We start from the raw sequence: 17,981 nt of genomic DNA on the forward strand, positions 1-17,981 counted from the left end.
CAGCCCGCCAGCAGAGCGCCAGCACGGAGGTTGTCGCGCTCGGTTGTAGGTCGGCAACGAACCCGTGATCCTCGGCGAACTCTCCGGCATGTCTGATTCCTCTTGTGCACTGAGCGGGCGCGGTCAGGTCGCGCCACCGAACGTAGAGTATCCAATCGTGGGCGTACGAGAGTGAACGTGCGCCTTTGCTTGCGCGTCGGGGTCAGGCCCTCAGCGGTGACGACCAGCGAGACGACGGTGGTGAAGGAGCCGCCGACGTTGACGGTCAGGGCCGTACGAGCGCCGTCGACCTGGGTGGCTTCGGCGGTGCCGGCGACCTGGCGAGCGGCGTCTCTGAGCATCCTTACGCCGGTGGCGCCGACCGGGTGGCCGAGGCCGATCAGCGCCGCCGGGGTTGACTGGCAGTGCTCCGCCGGCCGCGGTGGCGCCGCTCAGGATGAGTTCACCGCCCTTGCCCGGCTCGGCCGCGCCGAGGTGCTCCAGGCGCGCCCACTCGGCGGTCCGGCCGCAGTCGTTCTTGCGCAGTTGGCCTTCTTCCACCAGCGGGTTGAGCTCATAGTCTGGTCCGAAGGCGGCCGCTGGGAATGACCAGTCGCGGGTCTGCGCGAGCCGATTGCGGCGGGCGTTGGCGAAAGCGTTCGCCGCGAACGCATCCAGCGGCTCGCGGTCCAGGCCGTAGCGCTGGTCGTACGCGTCGGCGACCTCGGCGAACAGCGCTGGCCACGGGAATTTCGCGTCCAGTGCCTCATGGCCGACCCAGGCGGCCGAGCCGAGATGGGACGCCGCGGTCTGGGCATCGGTGTTGCGCATCAACTCAAGTCCGACGACCAGCGCCACGTCGTATCGCCCCGACTCCAGATCGGCGCAGGCTGCCAGCACCGCCGTGCTGCCCGAAGCGCACGCGGCTTCGTGGCGGGTGCTGGGAATGCCGTCCAGTCCCGGCACCGCAGCCACCAGCAGGCCGCCCAGTTGGGCCTGGCCGGTGAAAAGCTCGCCGGCCAGGTTGCCGACATGCGCGACTTGCACGGCCTGTTGGGGAACTTCGGCATCGGCGAGCGCGGCCGGCACGACCTCGGCCAGCATCTCCAGCAGGCCGTTGCCTTCTTTGCCGAAGTTGCGAGCGAAATCGGTCTGCGCGCCACCCAGCACGTACGTCATGTCGCCACCTCTGCTAGCCCCCGCAACTCGCGTTTGAGAACCTTGCCGACGGGGTTGCGGGGGAGCGCGTCCACGATTTCCAGCCGCTCCGGCAGTTTGTACGACGCCACCCGCTGCTCTCGCAGGAAGTTTGTCAGCGATGCCAGCGAAAGCTCGGCGGACAGGACGACGACAGCGCAGACCCGCTCACCCAGCACCGGGTCCGGCACGCCGACCACCGCGACCTCGGTCACCGCGGGATGTGCGGCGATCAGGCCCTCCACTTCGGCTGGCGAGATGTTCATGCCGCCGCGGATCACCAGGTCCTTGGCGCGATCGACATACCGCGCAGGAATTCGTCGCTCTCACCGGCGATCTCGAACACGTCTCCGGTCCGGAACCAGCCGTCCGCGTCGAAGCACGAACGGTCCAGTTCGGTGCCCGGTTTTGCGTTGAGGTAGCCGGCGAAAACCGACGGACCAGCGATCAGCAGCTCGCCAGGCTGCCCAGCCACGGTGACCGCGGCGCCGGTCGTCGGGTCGGCGAGTTTCACGGCCGTACGCGCCGCGACCGGATTATTCCACCGCACTTTCGATGCGTAGTAAGGGAAATAGGTGGCGCGATGGTCCGGGTCGGGCACGTCGTGCGGGTCGGACACCAGCGCGATGCCCTCGTTCGAGCCAAAGAAGTTGATGACCTCGATGCCATAGCGCTCCGCCCACGAGCGCACCATCCAGGGTGTCAGCGGTGCTGATCCGGAGCCCACCAGCCGGAGCGACGAAACGTCCACAGTGGACATCAGGTCCTCGCGATGCAGCAACATGGTCAGCAGGGCTGGCGGCGCGACCGTGTAGGTGGCGCGGTTTTCGGCAATCTGCTGGAGAAACACGGTCAGGTCGAAAGGATGGTGCGGGACAAAGACGCCACCGACCATCAGCCAGGGCAGGAACATCCCGGAAATCCCGGCCATGTTGGTCATCGGGAAGGGCGACAGCAGCACGTCGGCTGGCCCAAGGCGCGCCGCCCACTGGGTGCCCAGCGCCATCACCAGCCAGTCGGCGTGGCAGCGTGGCACGGCCTTGGGGGCCGCCTCAGTGCCGGAGGTCCAGCAAATTGTCACGCAGTCGTTGACATCCGCCACGTGCATGGGCGCGCGACCATCGGGAATGTCGGCGAAAGAAGTCAGAACGTGTTGCAGTGACGGGACTTCGGCGCGTACGCGCGAAGCCTGCTCGGCCAATGCGTGGTCGCCCACCCGAGTGGTGGTGATCAGGGCGACCGCGCCAGTCCGCCGGCACATCGGCACCAGCTCGTGTTCTCGGTAGGACACCGGGAAAGGTGTGGCGATCGCGCGCCGATCCGTACGATCGCGAGGAACGCCCGGACCAGGTCGCCGCTGTTGGGCAGCTGCACTGCCACCACGTTTCCGGCTCTTACGCCCAACGACAACAAATAGGCCGCGAGCGAGTCGACCTGGGCAGCCAGCTCGGTCCACGTCCACCGTCCCGGGGAGTTTCCGGTCAGCTCAGCCAGATTGGGCGGATCGACCAGCGCGGGCTGGTCGCCGAACTCGGCGACCCGGGCCCGGAGCAGCGCGTCGATCGTGTCGGCGCTCCACCAGCCCCGCTGGAGGTAGTCCGCCGCCCGGTCGGCGGGATGGCATCTCATTTGCGCAGTTGGTCGGCTCGCACCCAGGTCGCGTGGAATCCCAGCGGCACCCGCTGGGGCAACAAAACTCTGGCCACCGGGCCGGCGCTCACGTCGGCCGCGTCGAAGATGTCCAGCTCAGAGCGGTTTTCGCCTTCGTCCTGCACGAAAGTCACCAGATAGCCGTCGTCATCGGACGTCGATCCGTCTCGCGGCGCGAAAGGTGCCTCACTGCCCCAGCGGCCGGCCCCGAACGACCAGCTCGTCTTGCCGCCGGTTTCGGTGTCGTACTTGACAAGTCCGTCGAACAGCAGCGTCGACTCCGGCGAGATATGCACATTGTACGCGTACCGGCTGCGCTTCCCGACGGTCCGCGCATCCACCGTCGGGAACTCGGTGTTGTCGTCGTCCAACGGTGTTTCGCTCGTCTGACCGGTACGCAGATTGAAGCGATAGCGGTGTAGTTGCGCGTCCAGTCGCAGATACGACAGCATTTTCGCCAGTGGTGTCAACGCGTCCGCTCGTGGATGCGGACGAGTGACCCGGCAGACGTCCAGCACGATTTCCTCGCCGGACTCCCACGAATTCACCACATGGTAGATATAGCAGGGATTCGCCTCGAACCAGCGCACCTGGCTCCCATTGCCGTAGCGCGGCAGCACACCAAAGCGGGCCGGCAGGGACCGATCGAAAATGATCTTGTGCCGGCCCTGCCGAGCCGCCTGCATGTCCTGGATCAGCGGCAGATCCATCAAAATCGCGTAGTTCTCGGTGATCGCCATGTCGTGCGGCAACCGTGGGCCGGGCAGGTCCACATTGGTCACATGGGTGACTTTCCCGTCAGCGCTGACAACCCCGTACCGCATGAAGGGCGGCCGCGGGCCGTAGTCGAACCAGAAAAGCTCGCCGGTCCGCTCGTCCACCTTCGGATGCGCCATCAGGTCGCCGACCAAGGTGCCGAGAAAGTCCTCAGCGCCCAGCGTTTCCAGCGACAACGGGTCGATCGCGTACGGGCTGCCGCACAGATACCAGGTGGTCAACACCTTGCCACGGTGGAAAATCACGTCGGTGTTGGCGTTGTCCTTCAACCCCAACCCGTGGGCGTTGCCGAAGGGATTGCCCCTGGGGCTCTCCATCACCCCGGTCCACAGCGCTTTGCCAGCCTCGGACTCGGCTTGGAATGCCTTCGTACGCACCCCACCGGTTGCGATAGCGTGCCTTGCCGTTCTCCAGCTGCACCGCGTGCACCATGCCGTCGCCATCGAACCAGTGATAGCGACCTTCGGGCTGATGCCGTGGATTTGGGCCGTTGCGCAAGTAGACGCCATTGAGGTCGGTCGGGATCTCGCCGATTACCCGCAGGTCGGCGGCGTCGATCTCGGTGTCGACCGGTGCGTACACGCCCAGCAAATACGGGTTGGGCTCGTCAGTGCCAGCGACCTGCGCGACGGCGACCGGCTGGGTGGACTGGGTCATCAGGACTCCCCGGGAGAGCACGGTGCGTACGTACTACGAAACTACGTGTCCGGTTGGGCGTCAATAGGCTTTCGTTGTTGTAGTCAGCTACGCTGCGGTGGTGACCGAGCCGCTGCTGCGCACGGTGGACCTGCTCGGCGAGCAGTGGATGCTGCTCATCCTGCAGAGCGTTTTCCTGCGTGTGCGCAGGTACGACGACATTCGGGTGCGGCTCGGGATCTCGCCGACCGCGCTGTCCAGCCGGCTCGCCGAGGCCGTCCGGGTAGGCGTCCTGGAGCGCGTGCCGTACCAAAGTGTCAACCGGGTCCGGCACGAATATCGGCTGACCGAGCACGGGCTCGCGCTGTGGCAGCTGCTGATCAGCATGTGGACGTGGGAGCGCGACTGGGCCGTCGATCGCCGCATCATGCTGCCCGATCTGGTGCACATCGACTGCGGTCAGTCGACCGCCGCGCCGCTGGGCTGTCGCGACTGTGGTCAGCGAGTGTGGCTGTCGGCGGTACGAGCGCAGCGCCGCGAGCCGCTGCTTTTTTTTCCGGCACCAGCCGGCGTTTTCGCCGCAAGGACAACACCCGGCTGGCCGCCGACCCGCTGCTTTTCTTCCCCGCCACCATGGAACTGCTCGGCGATCGCTGGTCCGTCGGCCTGCTGGCCGGGGCTTTCCTTGGCGCGCGGCACTTTTCCGAATTCGAGCGCGACCTCGGCATCGTCCCGAGTGTGCTTCGGGGGGCGGCTTGCCCGGCTGGTCGAGTTGGGCGTCATGCGTACGGCCGCCGCCACCACTCGTGCGGACGCGCGTGCGTACGACCTGACGGCCAAGGGGCGGGCCTTCTTCCCCACGCTCGCGTTCATCGCCGACTGGAGCCGCACCCGCTACCCGGACACGCCGCCGGCTCTCACCCTCACTCATCGTGGCCACCGGTTCGTGCCAGCACTTCTGTGCCACCACTGCCACACCCTGCTGCAACGCTCCCGCGTCCACCCTCACTAACGGGCACCCATTACAGAGGGTGGCCGGTTTCGCGGAGGGTCCACGAGGGTCCGGAGCGGGACAAACGGGTGTACGAGGAAGGAGCGACGTCGAGTCGCCAGAAGGCCGAAAGTGGGGCGTCGAGGACGTGTACGACGACGGCGCGTACGACGGCGGGGTGGGTGACCGCGACCGTACGCCCGGACACGCCGTCCAGCCAGGCCGTGACGCGTTCGCGCAGGTCAGTGAGGGATTCGCCGGAGTGCGGGGCGGCCGTTGGGTCGGTCAGCCAGGACAGCAGGGCCGCCGGATCGCTGGCTTGCAGGTCGGCGAGCGTACGGCCGCGCCACCCACCGAGGTTCAGGTCGGCGAGCGCCGATTCGACGGTTGGTTCGAAGCCGAGACGCTCAGCGGTGGCGAGGCAGCGGATCTCCGGCCCGCAGACGATGGTCTCGACCCGGCGGAGGCGGTCAGACGGCGTCACCGACTCGGGCCGCTCCAACGACTCGTCAAGCGGGAAGGCGGCGTTTCGGGTGGCCGCGGTGGCGGCGTGGCTGACCAGCGTGAGGCGGGCGGTCACCGGGTACGACACCGCATCGTGAGCATGGTCTCCCGATCCTGTCGCCGATTGACACCACCAGCGGACGAGCCTAGCGTTCAACCGACTGACGACCGCTGGAAGCCGGTGTGAATCCGGCACGGTCGCGCCGCTGTGAGCGGGTTCGCCCGCGAGTCAGACCCTGCGCCGTCGGGAGCACCACCACCGAGTGGGTCGCGTCAACCCGAGGAGTCAACGTGAGCGCAGTTTCCACCCCCGGTTCCGGGTCGATCGCCGAGCCGATCCCGATTCGCATCCCGGTCAGGGAAATCCTGCCGTGGGCGATCTTCATCGCGCTGCTGGCGGTCGTGCTGCTCTACTTCGTCGGCGCCGAGGAAGGCGCCACTTCCCTGATTTCCGGCCATTACGTGCATGAATATGTGCACGATGCCCGGCACCTGCTCGGCTTCCCCTGCCACTAGCGGCCGCCGACCATGAGGATGCTTTTGGTGCGCGGCATGCTGTCCGGAGTGGTGGCCGGCCTGCTCGCGCTGGTTTTCGCTCGCATTTTCGGGGAACCCGCGGTCGGCAACGCGATCTCCTTCGAGTCCGCGCTGGACGCGGCGAAGGGAGACGCGCCGGAGCCGGAGCTGGTCAGCCGGGCCATCCAGAGCAGTTTCGGGCTGGCGACCGGGGTCCTGGTCTACGCGATCGCGTTGGGTGACTTTTTTCGCACTGGCCTTCGCTTTCGCGTACGGGCGGGTTGGCCGGCTGACTCCGCGGGCGACCGCCGCGGTGGTCGCGCTCGGCGGCTTCCTGGTGGCGTTTGTGGTGCCGTTCCTCAAATACCCGGCAAATCCGCCGTCGATCGGCAACCCGGACACCATCGGTGAGCGGACGGCGACATATTTCGTGATGGTCGTGCTGTCGATCGCGATCGCGGTGGGCGCCACCTATCTCGGCCGCCGGCTGCTGCCCAGGCTCGGCGGCTGGAATGCCACGCTCGTCGCGATAGCCGCTTTCATCGCGGTGGCCGCGATCGCGGCTTTCCTGCTGCCGGCGATCAACGAGGTCCCCACCGGCTTTCCGGCCGCTGTGCTGTGGAATTTCCGGGTCGCGTCGCTGGGCACCCAGTTGGTGATGTGGACCACCATCGGCCTGCTGTTCGCGCGCGCTGGTGCACCGCCCGCTGACCCAGCGCGCCGCGCTGCTGGCGGCCACCGCGCACTGACGGGAATCGGAGCCGGCTCGCGGGTGTTCCCCGGTACGTGAACGCGCCCATAAAAATTGACATCTGGTCCGATATCGCCTGCCCTTGGTGCTACGTCGGCAAGCGCCGGTTGGAGAGTGGCCTCGCCGCGTACGCACAGGACGAGGCCGCGCTCCCGGTCGAGGTGGAATATCACAGCTTCGAGCTGACCCCCGAGATGCCGGACGACTACGACGGGACCCATACGGACTTCCTGTCCACGCGTAAGGGCATCCCGGTCGGCCAGGTCGAGAAGATGGATCAGCGGATCGTGGAGATCGGGGCTTCGGTCGGTCTCGATTACCATTTCGACAGCCTGCGCCCGACGAACACCGTCAAGGCTCACCAGGTGTTGCATTTGGCCAAAGCGCGGGGAAAACAGGCCGAGCTCAAAGAGCGGCTGCTGTCGGCGTATTTCGTCGAGGGCCGTCGGCTGGCCGATCCAGAGGTGCTCGCCGACCTGGCCGCCGAGGTCGGGCTGGACCGTGCCGAGGTGCTGGACGTGCTGGCGAACGACAAGTTCGTTGACGACGTACGGGCAGACCAGCAGCAAGCGCTGCGCTACGGCATTCAGGGCGTGCCGTTTTATGTGGTGGAAGGAAAATACGGAATCTCCGGCGCGCAGGCCAGTGAGACTTTCGTAGAGGTGCTGCGAAAGGTGGCGAAGGAGCGGGATGCCTGACGAGCCGCTGGAGCTGGTAGTGGTCGGAGACGACCAGGACGCTGTTTGTACGGACGGTTTCTGCTCGGTCCCGGAAAGCGAGCCTGCGGAGCGTACATCCAAGGAATGACGTCCCGTTAGTCGCCGCAGCTGACGCGGCCGGTGTTCACCTTTGACATGCTCGTTCAGGTGAGCGAAACGATCTTGCGGCGTGTGGTGGTGACAGTAGGCGCGGCCGTTTTCCTGCTGAGCCTGATAATGTTGCCCTTGACCGGTCACGCAAATGTGACCGGGTCCTCCGATGCGGGTGCCCCGACGCACGCAACCGCTGTGGATGGTCGTCCTGCCGCTGGCCGTGGGCGCTGTGCTCGCGTTGCTGATCCCGCCACGACCGCGGGAATCGCACCAGCTCACGGGTCCCCGGTCGGTGGTGCTGCGCCGGATGGGGTTGCTGGTCGGCCTGGCGGTGCTGTTCCCGCTGGTGATCGGGGTCGGCGGGCTCGGCCACAGCGGCTGGTATCTGATCCTCAAGATGGCCCTGCTGCTGCTCGTACCAGCGGTGGCTTTTCGATTCCTGCGGGACAAGAACCAGCCGGCCAAGCTGCCGCGATGGTTCCCGCGCTCGCGATTGCCTTGGCTGGCACCGATTCCGGTGATCGCCGGGTGGGGGCGCTGCTGACGTACGTCGTCGGCCCGCTGGCCGCTCCGGTCCCGACGATCCAGCAGTATCCGGACCCGGTCTACGTGGCGATCGCGGCCGTACTGACCTTTTTGACCGCCAGCGTCGCCGAGGAGATCTTCTACCGCTATTTGCTTCAGACCCATATCGAGGCGATTTTTGGTCAATGGGGCCGGCATCATCGTCTCGGCGCTGTTGTTCGCGCTGATGCACGTGCCCACCCACGGGGGCGGTGGCGCGCCCTGGGTCGTGGTGGCCACGGCGGTGTCGATCCAGGGCGTCGGCGGCGCCTTTCTCGGTCTTTTGTGGGCTCGCTATTGCAATATCTGGGCGAGCATCGCCGTCCACACGATGATCAACGGCCTGCCGGTCGTCCTTTACTTCTTCACATTGTCCTAGTGGTCCAAGGGCTCGTCATCCAGGGATTGCAGCAGCTTGCGAAGCAGTGTGTCGAGGGTTTGTCGCTCGGTGTGGGTGAGCGAGGAGACGAGGCGGGTTTCGTTGGCGGTGTGCTCGGTCATCGCCGCGTCGACGGTCTCCCGGCCCACCTGGGTCAGCGCGATCAGGAAGCTGCGGCGGTCCGCCGGGTCGAGCTGGCGCTCCACCATGCCGGCCTCCTCCAGGCGGTCGATCCGGTTGGTCATGCCGGCCCTGGACAGCATCAGGGTGGCGGACATCGCGGACGGGGTCAGCGCGTACGGCTGGCCGGACCGGCGGAGCGTGGCCAGCACGTCGAACTCGCCGGACCGCAGGCCATGCCGAGGGAAAACCTCCTCGACCCGCCGCCCCCGCGATCACCGCCAGCCGGCCGAACCGCCCCAGTAACCCCACCGCGGCAAGGTCCAGGTCGGGCCGCTCCCGATGCCAGCTGGCGACCACCCGGTCGATCGCGTCTTCATCCATGCTCACAGCATAGTTCGATAGCAGATAGTCCGCCATCGTACTATCTGCCGCTCCGTGAAGGTGACGATACGGCTCACAAAGTTGAGGTGTTTCGTTACCTTCGGCGCGGGGTGATCAGGGGCGCGGGGATGGGGGGTGGGTCGCAGGGGATGGTGGCAGCGCGGCCTCGGCGGCGGCTCGGAGTCGTACGACCAGGGCTGCGGGTCGGCGCCGCAGGCGGTCACGAAGGTGACCACCACCGGTTCGGTCGGCAGCCGGACGCCCCGGGTCGCCTCCGCCAAAGTGGTCAGCCCGAACGTTCTCCAGGTGTTCCCCGAACACCCCGAACCATTGCGGTACGGCCGCACTGGTCTGCAGGGTTCGCCCCGAGCGTCCCCTTCGGCTCAGGGAGCCCCGGATGATCCCACTCTTGACCGCACTCGGCCTGCTGCTGGCCATCTTCGCGCTGGTCGCCAGCGCGACGGCCGGCCCGGCCGCGACAACTGGACCGGCGCAGACGCCCGGACCTGTGATCGGGCGAGCGCAACACCTCGGCAACGACTACCCGTGGGAGACCATCGGGCAGTTCGAACACCAGGACCAGGGCATCGATCCCTGGCGTGAGTTCTATGGCCAGTGCGACTCGTTCGCCGCTTGGAAAGCGTACGAGAACCTGCACGGAAGCCAACCGCCATGGCCATCGGTCGTACCAGCGCCCGGGTGGTCACCCACGGATGCGGCCGTCAGCAACGTCAACCAGGACACCTGGGGCAACGCCGGCGACTGGATTCCGGCCGCCCGCGCGCATGGCTGTCGAGGTACTCGAAGGACCGCGCCGCCACCAGAAGCGCGCCGAGCAACTCGGCAAGGCGGCCTAATCGTCCGAGGGAATCTGGCCGCGCCAGTGGTTGAGCGCCTCGGTGATGAGTGCGCGGGCGGGGGCGCCGGTAACGGCTTGTCCGGCCAGCGCAGTGAAGGTTTTCGTGTAGAGGGCGATTTCGCGGGGTTGGGTGACGTTGATTTCCGCGGAGACGGTTTCGAGGTGGACGAGCTGGTCATCGAACATGATGAACTGATTCGTCGGCACCACGTATGGGGCGTCGGTGGGGATGATGCCGAGGCCGACGCGGGGCATCGACATAACGGCCAGCAGCCGGTCCAGTTGCCCGATCATGACCTCAGGATTGCCGACCATGGTGTGCAGGGCCTGGTGGGCGACGACGAAATGAAACCTGTGGTCGCTGCGGTACAGGATTTGTTGGCGTTCCATACGGGCGGCGGCAGCAGTGTCGAGGTCGTCGGGGGTGCCGTAGAAATCGATGACCTGCCGCAAAATCGCACCCGCATACTCGGCAGTGTGGAGTAGGCCGGGGATGAGTAACGGTTCGTACCAGCGCATCAAGGACGTGGTGGACTCCCGTTTACCAAAGGCGCGTTGCCTGCGGTTGATACCCGCGCCTAGCGAGCGCCGGAGTTCCACATACATGGACTCGATGTGCCGCACGGTGGCGATCAAGTCCGGAATCTGCTTGTGCGCTCCCGTGTGCTGGCACCAGGTGCGGATGTCGTCTTCGGACGGGGTTTGTTTGCCGTACTCGATTTTGGAGATTTTGGAGCTGTGCCAGCCGGCACGGACCGCAAGGTCCCGGCCGGTCAGCCCGGCGTCTTTGCGAATATCACGCAACCGATGCCCGAGGGCTTCTCGGGCCTGGTGCACGGAACTGGTCACGGCGATGTGGCGGCGTGGGCTAGGCGTCTGCGTGGTCGCGGTAGTCGGCGTGTGGGGTCGCCTGCGCCCACAGCCGGTCGCGTGTGGTGCGGCAGTAGTCGACGATGACGGGGTCGGTGGTGGATGCGCCACCGGCGAACCGGCCGCTCGGCTCAAAAATCGTGAACACGACGTGTTCGTCGTCGAACAACCAAAAATCATCCGTCGGCAATGTGCCGGTGTCGGGGAGGTGGCGGGGTAGCCAACGGATGTCTTCGCCCGCGGCAATGTTGTGTTCGGCGACCGTCATGCCCCAGCGGGTGTAGTCCACGTGCGGCACTGTGACCACCCGCACCCGCGCCACACCTTTGCCGGCCGCGGTGGCATCGCGGACGAGCCGTAGATAAGGCTGGTGCCAGGCGAAATCATCCGGCTCACCGGCCAGAAATAGGTCGAACGGGCCGGATTCTTCCGGGGTGTGGTAGCTGTCTTGCACTTCTAGATGAAATGCCGTACGTGCGAAGGTGCGAAACAGATCATTCGAGGGCGTCACCCGGTAGGAACTCCATTGACCCATACCTCTTTTCCCGTGCCCACTTCGATGCACGTTTCGTGCGTAGGGATGTCCATTTGCGACAACGCCTGCGTGTCGGCGACCGGCGCACCGTACACCTCGAACGTGCCGCGGCCGGTGTCAACGACCTGCACGTCCAGACAAGTGCCTTCGATCAAGAACCCGAGCAGACGATGCGGGATCTCCACACCACCGGTCCGGCCGGTGACCTTCCAACCCTGCACCACATAGCTGCCCCGGTCGGTGGCGAACAACGTGGGCGAGCCTGTGCCTTGGGTGACCTTGCCGAGGAACGTTAACTGCATGACGAGCCCTCCATCCAGGAACGTGCCCGAGTTTTTTCTCCAACTCTCCAATCGTCACCGCAGCACCGACCACACGTCAACAGTCAGACCCTCCCCATGTGCGATCTGAGCAAACTGTAGCAAACCTCTGGAGTTGCCGACGGCTGCCGCCGTAGCGTCGGCGGCACGCACGCCCGCACCGGTACACACAACGCCGTTGCAGCGTTGCCGGCAACGTGCCGGTGCCGGGCTCTTTCCCGGCCCCCGCGAAGGCCACGGAGGCGCAACACATGGTCAAAACCGCCTGAACAACGCACCGCAGGGGGGTCGGTGTATTGGCTGGTCAACCGACGGTGGTGCGGTGGCGGCAGACCAACGCTGACGCGGTCTACGCGGTGTTGGCGGGGCGACCGCCAGGCATGTCGCCGGGGATGTGGTCGCGATGACCGGCTGGGTGCCCAACGAACCGGAGTCGCCGTTGGTCAGCGCCACCCACCAGGACCGGCGCAACGTGCCGGCCGTTGGCGCGGCCGTGGATGGCAACGCTCGGGTGGCGTTGGTGTTATTGCGCCGCGGGGTGCAGCAATCGAGAGTCGATGCCCTTGATTTAGCCCGGGCGGCGAAAAAAGAGGGCGACCAGGTCAGGACCGCTCACTTTGTTGGGAAAACTCAAGCGTACCAAGCGATTCTGGACATGATCGACATCGAAATTGACAACGAGCCCGAGCAACGCTCGGTCGGTCGCCCGGCCAGCCGCCGGGCCGAACGCTCGTGATGTCCATCGAAGCCGGACTGATCGAGCGCCCAGACCGGCCCACTGTCGAACCCGACCGGGACGGCGACCTTGGGCATTAACCTGCACCTTCCGTTGACTACTCAGCGATACCGCGCAACTCAGTTGGGTAACAGTCTACGGACGAGGTCGACGGATATCACCCGGCTCAGCCGTTCCGGCATACGGCGCAGACTTGCGTCGACAAGTACGCCGTCGAGCAGCCCAGCGGCCAGGATGCCCTCGCCTGGTCCTACTCGGTAGCCGCACCTCGGGACCTCGGCTTATCTCGACCTGCGAGCGATGCTGGACTCTGCCAACGCCAGTGCAGCTACATGAACTGCTGTGCTTGCTTCAAGGCCCCAGTCAGTGCTTCGGTCGCGGCAGGGAGGCCCTCGAGATCCTTAGCGACCTTCGCCAGAGTGGTTGAGCTGTCGGGGAGGTGCTGGAGGAGGGTCGCGGCCTGGGCGAGCTGTGAGGTGGTGTCAGCGTCGGGGAACCGGAATTGGAACCGGGCCTCGGCGAGTTCGTTGATTAATGGTCGAAGCAGTGCGGCTGCCTCGCGGTCGACGGTGTTCAGCTGGGCAAGAGCATTGTCGAATGTCGCCTTGAATTCCTGGAATGCGTCGTCAATCATTTCTTGTAGACGGTTTTCGGTAAGCCCGAAGAGTCCACGCAACGCGGCTTGACCGGTTTTTTCTCGGGCTGTTTTCCAGCTTTCGAGGGTCTCAATAGAGAAGTCGTTGGGTCTGATCTTGTCGACAATTTTTTGTGGTGGACAATGCAGAGCAGTAACAGATTCGTGAAACCATTCCGCTCGGCGTCGTTCATGCGTTCTACGTAGCGACGTCCCCCTTTGTTTGCGGCGCGGATGTGCGCGGTCTCGAAGTTGTTGACTGGCTGCCCATCGACGAATCGTACGATCGGCTGGTCGCAGGTAGGCCAGTAGCAGAGTCCTTGTGACATGGAGACGAGTCCGGTGATGACGCCTGCTCCGTATTTCCTGGTGTTGGTCACGACGTATCTCCTCTGGGCAGCGTGAGCGCTGAGTGCTTGTCGGCGTCGCCCAGCGTGGCAGATGGGTACGACATTCTGGGCTGAGTCGCGGTGGTATGCCCAAAGTTGGGTACGGGCTGGCGTTGGTGCTTGGCGTACGACCGGTTGCCTGTCGTTCTTGTCGGTATGGCATCGAAGGGCCGCCGGCATCTGCGCGCAGTTCCGCGTCTGAGGAGTTGACGCCGGAGGAGGAGCGTGTGATAGCCGAGGCGATGGTTTGTTCGGCTTTCCAGCGCCGTTTCTGGGCGGCTGCTACGGATGACAGCCCGAGGTCGAGAGTGACCTGCTGGAGGCGGTCGCGTCCAGGCGGGTGCGGGCGACAATTTCGGCGGCGTCAGTTGGTGATGTGCCGCTCCCGCACGAGCCGGGCGAGGGCCACACTTGGGTCTCCGCCGCATGGGTTTCCGGGCGCGGTGATGTTGTTTGGGCGGCTGATCTTTCGCGGTCGTGCTCCGGACCGACTCCACGTCGTACACGGTGGCCGAGTTCACCTTCGCCCTCGGTGGCGGCGGACGTTACATCATGAGTTTCCGCCGTATTCCGTGGCCGGACCCAGTCAACTGGACCGGCGACGGTCCGAGTGTCGCCGCTTTTCCTGAGGTGAGCGGCTGAGGTGAGCTGGCGCACCCCGCGGGTGCGCCAGTTTCCCAGCGTTATTCCGGCTTTTCCCGGAGGGTTTCCAGCCGCTGCCGGTATTCCTCGTCGGTCACCTCGCCGCGGGCATAGCGTTCGGCGAGCAGCGCTTGCGCCGACCGGGTCGAGCCGAACAGTTGTGGTGGGGCCAGCCGGCTCCGGCGCCGCCACAACAACACCACGGTGGTGATGATCGCGGCCCAGATGACCAGCCACGTCAACGGAAAGATCGGCCAGAACCCAGGGCCGGGCCCGCCGTGGCCGGCCCATCCGGGGCCGAACCTCGCGAACTCGGTGACCGCGAGGGAAAAAGAAGCAAGCATGGCGAGTTCCTCTCGTTCGTACGCCCATTGCGGCGTGTCAGTTCATCCTCGGTCCACCGGCCGTCGAAGTCGTCCGCTCACGGACGACACCTCGGCCCGCCCGGCTACGTACGCGGACGTACGACGGCGTCTGTGCTGGTCGTAGTACTATTTACGTAGTGACTGAGAGGGGACGACTTGCCACGGCTCAATCCGCAGCGCCGGGACGCGCTGACCGACGCGGCCATCGCCGTCATTGCCCGCGACGGGGTGCACGGCCTGTCGCACCGTACGGTCGACGAGGAAGCGACTGTTCCCAACGGCACCACGTCGAACTATTTCCGGTCGCGGGACGCGCTGTTGCAGGCCACCGCCGAGCGGCTGATCCAGCAGCACCGCGAGTGGATTGTCGAGCAGGTGGGCCGCCCATCCGGCCGATGCGTCGCGTGCTCAGATCATTGACGTGCTGTCCGATGTGGTCGATCAGTCGGTGTCCGTCTTTCGTGGCCGGATCATCGCGATGTTCGAGCTGGCGATGGAAAGCACTCGCCGGCCGGCGCTGCGGGAGGTGTTCGCGAAGCTGGGTGGCGAGGAGATGCGGTTCATGCGGGCCGCCCACACCGGCGCGGATCTGCCGGACACCGACGCGCCGATGCTCAACGCGTTCTACAACGGCATGCTGTTCGTCGCGCTGGCCGTCCCGGGTGTGCTCGGGGACCGTACGCCCGGCGAGGTCACCCGGGCAATGCTGGAGACGATCCTGCTATAGTACTACTGATGTAGTGCTTAGGGGGTTCGGTGCCGCGGCTCAACCAGGAGCGCAGGGACGCGCTCGCCGACGCGGCGATCGCGATCCTCGCCCGTCGCGGGGTGCACTGGCTGTCCCATCGCGCCGTCGACGAGCGCGCCGGCGTCCCCACTGGCACCACGTCGAACTACTTCCGGACCAGAGACTCCCTGTTGGAAGCCGTGATGGCGCGGGTCAGTGAGCGGCAGCAGGCGTGGGTCAGGGATCTGCGCGCCCAGCACCCCGGGCCGTTGGCCCGCGCCGAGGCGATCGACATCCTGGCCGACGTGGTCGACGGGATGGTCGCTCGGCACCCGGACCAGATCGTCGCGATGTTCGAGCTGGCGATGGAAAGCACCCGTCTTCCGGCACTGCGCCAGGCCTTCGCCGACCTGGTCGCGGCCCGGACGGACTTCGTGGCGGAGGTGCACAGCGGTTGGGATCTGCGGCCTCCGGACGGCGAGATCAACCTGATGAACGCCTTCTACACCGGCATGATGTTCGTGGCGCTGGTCATTCCGCAGACGCTCGGCGGGCGCAGTCCCGGCCAGGTGCTGCGTCCGGTGCTGGAATCCCTGCTGCCACACGAAAAGTCTTCGTAGGCTATTCGCCGGTGGGTTTCACAATGCCGCGCTCGTACGCATAAATCACCGCGTGTACGCGATCGCGCAGGCCGAGTTTGTGGAAGACATTGCTGACGTGCGTTTTGACGGTGTGTTCGCTGACCACCAGCTGCTCGGCCATTTGCGGATTCGACAGGCCCTGCGCGAGCAGCGTGAGCGTGTCGAACTCACGGGCGGTGAGCACGTCGGGCGCCTGCGTACGAGCCGGTGGGCGGGCTCGGCTGCCGACGAAGTCGTCGAGCAGCCGCCGGGTCACCGAGGGCGCCAGCAGGGCGTCGCCGGCGGCGACCACCCGGACCGCGGCCACCAGCCCTTCGCGTCCGACGTCCTTGAGCAGGAAGCCGCTGGCGCCAGCGAGCAATGCCTCGTAGACGTACTCGTCGAGGTCGAAGGTGGTGAGCACCAGGACCCGAGTGGCGGGCTGGGCGGCGGTGATCGTACGAGTGGCGGCCACGCCGTCCATGCGAGGCATTCGGATGTCCATAAGGACCACGTCGGGTTGGTGGACAGCGGCGAGCTCTCGACCGCTTCGGCGCCGTCGCCGGCCTCGCCGACGATCTCCAGGTCCGGCTGCGCCTCCAGGATCATCCGGAAGCCGGCGCGTACGAGCGTCTGGTCGTCGACGACCAACACCCGGATTGTCATGACCGTTCCAGCGGCAGCACCGCGCGGACCGCCCAGCCGCGGTCGGCCCGCGGTCCAGCGGCCAGCGTGCCGCCGATGAGGGTGACGCGCTCCCGCATGGCGACCAGTCCGTGGCCGCCGGTGTGGGGTGTTTTCGCAGCTCCGACGCCATCGTCGGCGACCGTGACGGACAGTTCGCGAGGCTCGAACACCAAGTTCACGTCGACTCGGGTGGGCTCGCCGTGGCGTACGCAGTTGGTCAGTGCCTCCTGGACAAGCCGGTAAACCGACAGGTCGACGGCCGCCGGCAGCGGCTGCCGCGGCCCGGTGGAGGTCATCCGCACGTCGATGCCAGCGGAGCGTACGCCGTCCACCAACTCGGCGAGGTCGGCACGCCCGGCTGCGGGCGCAGCGGCGCCGTCTCCCCGTCCTTGAGGACCCCCCAGCAGCCGCCGCATCTCCGTCAACGCCTGCTTGCCGGCCGCACTTATGGCATCGAAAGCGGCCGTCGCCCTGCCCGGGTCGGAGGCCACCACGACCGGGCCCGCCTCGGCCTGCACCACCATCATGCTGAGGTGATGCGCGATCACGTCGTGCATCTCGCGGGCGATCCGGTTCCGCTCGTCGGCGACCGCGGCGGCGGCCTCAGCCGCGCGCGTACGCTCCAGATGGTCGGCCCGCTCGGTCTGCGTGCGGGCCACTTCGCGCCGTCGCCGGGCGCCGTCGCCGAGCAGCCACGCGGTCGCTGAGATCGCCAACAACACCAGCCCGTGATCGAGTGTCGCGGTCGGATCCAGCAGCAGCGAGCCGGTGATCGCGATCGCCGAGATCACTCCGGCGACGTTCGCCCCGAGCCGGCCGCTGTGTGCGGCCGCCGAGTAGATGCCGACCAGCGGCGCGTACGGCACAGCTGGGTCCGGGAGCGGCGCGACGCCGTAGATCACCGCCAGGACACCGCTGACGCTGATCACGATCAGCGGCCAGCGGCGACGGAAGGTGAGCGGCAGGCATTCGGCCACGACCAGCACGTACGCCCACGCTGGCACCGCGCCGCGAGAGGTCACCAGCGGCAGCAGGGACAACAGCAGGACGATCAGCACCAGCGCCGGGTCGGCGACCGGTGTCAACCGCCTGACCAGCGTGGACAGCTCGGGCACCAGCGGAATTTAGCAGTTTGTGCGAGCCGCCGACTCCCTCCGGCGAGGGATCTTTCGATCGCGGTATCGCTCGCGTCGGGGAGGGCCTCGTCGGCGATCCGGTGGGCGCGGATTTCTCCTACCGTCTCAGGGAAATCACCGAGACCAGGAGGACCGACTGATGATTTCTCCCGTACTGCCGGCAATGGTCGGCGGACTCAAGGCGTATTGGACGCAGGCGCG

General features: G+C 66.3%; 24 protein-coding genes, 5 pseudogenes and 1 riboswitch. Of the genes and pseudogenes, 12 read left to right on the forward strand and 17 right to left on the reverse strand.

Annotated elements, in window-relative coordinates:
• The 7 genes and pseudogenes from GNX96_RS67360 to GNX96_RS55185 form a co-directional block, all read right to left on the reverse strand.
• Positions 1-341, reverse strand: a pseudogene (locus tag GNX96_RS67360) (hypothetical protein); the annotation flags it as partial.
• 319 nt (positions 342-660) lie between these two features.
• A pseudogene (locus GNX96_RS67365) lies at positions 661-1,158 on the reverse strand (thiolase family protein); the annotation flags it as partial.
• Entirely contained in the window at positions 1,155-1,457 is a 303-nt protein-coding gene (locus GNX96_RS55170; RefSeq protein WP_279581479.1) for an AMP-binding enzyme, read from the reverse strand. The pseudogene GNX96_RS67365 and the gene GNX96_RS55170, both read right to left, overlap by 4 nt.
• Entirely contained in the window at positions 1,454-2,437 is a 984-nt protein-coding gene (locus tag GNX96_RS55175; RefSeq protein WP_279581480.1) for an ANL family adenylate-forming protein, read from the reverse strand. Before GNX96_RS55175 ends, GNX96_RS55170 begins: the two co-directional genes overlap by 4 nt.
• A complete protein-coding gene (locus GNX96_RS55180) occupies positions 2,407-2,805 on the reverse strand; it encodes an AMP-binding protein (RefSeq protein ID WP_279581481.1) in 399 nt (132 codons plus the stop codon). Before GNX96_RS55180 ends, GNX96_RS55175 begins: the two co-directional genes overlap by 31 nt.
• Positions 2,802-4,112, reverse strand: coding sequence for a carotenoid oxygenase family protein (locus tag GNX96_RS25665; RefSeq protein ID WP_313885785.1), 1,311 nt, complete (start codon positions 4,110-4,112; stop codon positions 2,802-2,804). The genes GNX96_RS55180 and GNX96_RS25665 overlap by 4 nt, the downstream gene beginning before the upstream one ends.
• Positions 4,042-4,260 (reverse strand): annotated as a pseudogene (locus GNX96_RS55185) (carotenoid oxygenase family protein); the annotation flags it as partial. The gene GNX96_RS25665 and the pseudogene GNX96_RS55185, both read right to left, overlap by 71 nt.
• Positions 4,261-4,360: 100 nt before the next feature.
• Between GNX96_RS55185 and GNX96_RS25670 the strand changes: the two are divergent.
• Complete coding sequence (locus GNX96_RS25670) at positions 4,361-5,251, forward strand: winged helix-turn-helix transcriptional regulator (RefSeq protein ID WP_279581483.1); 891 nt, start codon at positions 4,361-4,363, stop codon at positions 5,249-5,251.
• A gap of 10 nt (positions 5,252-5,261) precedes the next feature.
• On the opposite strand, the gene GNX96_RS25675 is transcribed toward GNX96_RS25670, so the two are convergent.
• Positions 5,262-5,822, reverse strand: coding sequence for a histidine phosphatase family protein (locus tag GNX96_RS25675; RefSeq protein WP_163570054.1), 561 nt, complete (start codon positions 5,820-5,822; stop codon positions 5,262-5,264).
• A gap of 85 nt (positions 5,823-5,907) precedes the next feature.
• A riboswitch (cobalamin riboswitch) is annotated at positions 5,908-5,969 on the forward strand.
• An 89-nt stretch (positions 5,970-6,058) separates the two neighbouring features.
• Between GNX96_RS25675 and GNX96_RS25680 the strand changes: the two genes are divergently transcribed.
• The 6 genes and pseudogenes from GNX96_RS25680 to GNX96_RS25700 all read left to right on the forward strand — a co-directional run bounded on the left by GNX96_RS25680 (position 6,059) and on the right by GNX96_RS25700 (position 8,756).
• The gene (locus GNX96_RS25680; RefSeq protein WP_390624154.1) at positions 6,059-6,250 is read left to right on the forward strand and encodes a CbtB domain-containing protein; all 192 of its coding nucleotides are present in this window, start codon (positions 6,059-6,061) and stop codon (positions 6,248-6,250) included.
• A 36-nt stretch (positions 6,251-6,286) separates the two neighbouring features.
• A pseudogene (locus GNX96_RS55190) lies at positions 6,287-6,433 on the forward strand (CbtA family protein); the annotation flags it as partial.
• 55 nt (positions 6,434-6,488) lie between these two features.
• The gene (locus GNX96_RS25685; protein WP_279581484.1) at positions 6,489-7,040 is read left to right on the forward strand and encodes a CbtA family protein; all 552 of its coding nucleotides are present in this window, start codon (positions 6,489-6,491) and stop codon (positions 7,038-7,040) included.
• Positions 7,037-7,699 (forward strand): DsbA family oxidoreductase, encoded by a 663-nt coding sequence (locus tag GNX96_RS25690; RefSeq protein ID WP_163570056.1) that lies wholly within the window; start codon positions 7,037-7,039, stop codon positions 7,697-7,699. The genes GNX96_RS25685 and GNX96_RS25690 overlap by 4 nt, the downstream gene beginning before the upstream one ends.
• Positions 7,700-8,012: 313 nt before the next feature.
• Complete coding sequence (locus GNX96_RS25695) at positions 8,013-8,357, forward strand: hypothetical protein (RefSeq protein ID WP_279581485.1); 345 nt, start codon at positions 8,013-8,015, stop codon at positions 8,355-8,357.
• 159 nt (positions 8,358-8,516) lie between these two features.
• Entirely contained in the window at positions 8,517-8,756 is a 240-nt protein-coding gene (locus GNX96_RS25700; RefSeq protein ID WP_163570058.1) for a CPBP family glutamic-type intramembrane protease, read from the forward strand.
• Here the strand turns inward: GNX96_RS25700 and GNX96_RS25705 are convergent.
• The 4 genes from GNX96_RS25705 to GNX96_RS25720 form a co-directional block, all read right to left on the reverse strand.
• Positions 8,753-9,088, reverse strand: a complete 336-nt coding sequence (locus tag GNX96_RS25705; RefSeq protein WP_279581486.1) for a MarR family winged helix-turn-helix transcriptional regulator — start codon at positions 9,086-9,088, stop codon at positions 8,753-8,755. The two genes, GNX96_RS25700 and GNX96_RS25705, sit on opposite strands and share 4 nt — an antisense overlap.
• A 1,025-nt stretch (positions 9,089-10,113) precedes the next feature.
• Positions 10,114-10,968, reverse strand: coding sequence for a helix-turn-helix domain-containing protein (locus GNX96_RS25710; protein WP_163570059.1), 855 nt, complete (start codon positions 10,966-10,968; stop codon positions 10,114-10,116).
• A gap of 19 nt (positions 10,969-10,987) precedes the next feature.
• Positions 10,988-11,500: a DUF6879 family protein gene (locus GNX96_RS25715; protein WP_279581487.1), complete on the reverse strand. Its 513-nt coding sequence runs from the start codon at positions 11,498-11,500 to the stop codon at positions 10,988-10,990.
• Positions 11,497-11,826: a hypothetical protein gene (locus GNX96_RS25720; RefSeq protein ID WP_163570061.1), complete on the reverse strand. Its 330-nt coding sequence runs from the start codon at positions 11,824-11,826 to the stop codon at positions 11,497-11,499. The genes GNX96_RS25715 and GNX96_RS25720 overlap by 4 nt, the downstream gene beginning before the upstream one ends.
• A 421-nt stretch (positions 11,827-12,247) precedes the next feature.
• Here GNX96_RS25720 and GNX96_RS25725 point away from each other — a divergent pair, with 421 nt between their 5' ends.
• Positions 12,248-12,580 carry a hypothetical protein gene (locus GNX96_RS25725; protein WP_163570062.1) on the forward strand — a complete coding sequence of 111 codons (333 nt, stop codon included), beginning with the start codon at positions 12,248-12,250 and terminating at the stop codon, positions 12,578-12,580.
• Between the two features lie 328 nt (positions 12,581-12,908).
• Here the strand turns inward: GNX96_RS25725 and GNX96_RS25730 are convergent, their stop codons facing one another.
• Both GNX96_RS25730 and GNX96_RS25735 read right to left on the reverse strand, forming a co-directional pair.
• Positions 12,909-13,214, reverse strand: coding sequence for a hypothetical protein (locus tag GNX96_RS25730; RefSeq protein ID WP_163570063.1), 306 nt, complete (start codon positions 13,212-13,214; stop codon positions 12,909-12,911).
• A complete protein-coding gene (locus GNX96_RS25735; protein WP_163570064.1) occupies positions 13,211-13,594 on the reverse strand; it encodes a hypothetical protein in 384 nt (127 codons plus the stop codon). The genes GNX96_RS25730 and GNX96_RS25735 overlap by 4 nt, the downstream gene beginning before the upstream one ends.
• A 486-nt stretch (positions 13,595-14,080) precedes the next feature.
• On the opposite strand from GNX96_RS25735, the gene GNX96_RS25740 reads away from it, so the two are divergent.
• On the forward strand, positions 14,081-14,245 hold the full coding sequence (locus tag GNX96_RS25740) for a hypothetical protein (RefSeq protein WP_163570065.1): 165 nt from the start codon (positions 14,081-14,083) through the stop codon (positions 14,243-14,245).
• 41 nt (positions 14,246-14,286) lie between these two features.
• On the opposite strand, the gene GNX96_RS25745 is transcribed toward GNX96_RS25740, so the two are convergent.
• Entirely contained in the window at positions 14,287-14,589 is a 303-nt protein-coding gene (locus GNX96_RS25745; RefSeq protein WP_163570066.1) for an SHOCT domain-containing protein, read from the reverse strand.
• Positions 14,590-14,766: 177 nt separating this feature from the next.
• Between GNX96_RS25745 and GNX96_RS25750 the strand changes: the two genes are divergently transcribed.
• The 3 genes from GNX96_RS25750 to GNX96_RS25760 are packed head-to-tail and all read left to right on the forward strand — an operon-like array spanning position 14,767 to position 15,957.
• Positions 14,767-15,030, forward strand: coding sequence for a TetR/AcrR family transcriptional regulator (locus tag GNX96_RS25750; RefSeq protein WP_163570067.1), 264 nt, complete (start codon positions 14,767-14,769; stop codon positions 15,028-15,030).
• A gap of 1 nt (position 15,031) precedes the next feature.
• Positions 15,032-15,337, forward strand: a complete 306-nt coding sequence (locus GNX96_RS25755; protein ID WP_163570068.1) for a hypothetical protein — start codon at positions 15,032-15,034, stop codon at positions 15,335-15,337.
• A 29-nt stretch (positions 15,338-15,366) separates the two neighbouring features.
• Positions 15,367-15,957: a TetR/AcrR family transcriptional regulator gene (locus GNX96_RS25760; protein ID WP_163570069.1), complete on the forward strand. Its 591-nt coding sequence runs from the start codon at positions 15,367-15,369 to the stop codon at positions 15,955-15,957.
• Between the two features lies 1 nt (position 15,958).
• Here the strand turns inward: GNX96_RS25760 and GNX96_RS25765 are convergent.
• Together GNX96_RS25765 and GNX96_RS25770 are read right to left on the reverse strand one after the other, a co-directional pair.
• Positions 15,959-16,623: pseudogene (locus GNX96_RS25765) on the reverse strand (response regulator).
• Positions 16,620-17,759, reverse strand: coding sequence for a sensor histidine kinase (locus tag GNX96_RS25770; protein WP_163570070.1), 1,140 nt, complete (start codon positions 17,757-17,759; stop codon positions 16,620-16,622). Before GNX96_RS25770 ends, GNX96_RS25765 begins: the two are co-directional and overlap by 4 nt.
• Positions 17,760-17,981 lie beyond the last annotated feature (222 nt).

The sequence above is a fragment of the Fodinicola feengrottensis genome, assembly GCF_010993775.1.
In the GTDB taxonomy this organism is placed as follows: Bacteria; Actinomycetota; Actinomycetes; order Mycobacteriales; family HKI-0501; genus Fodinicola; species Fodinicola feengrottensis.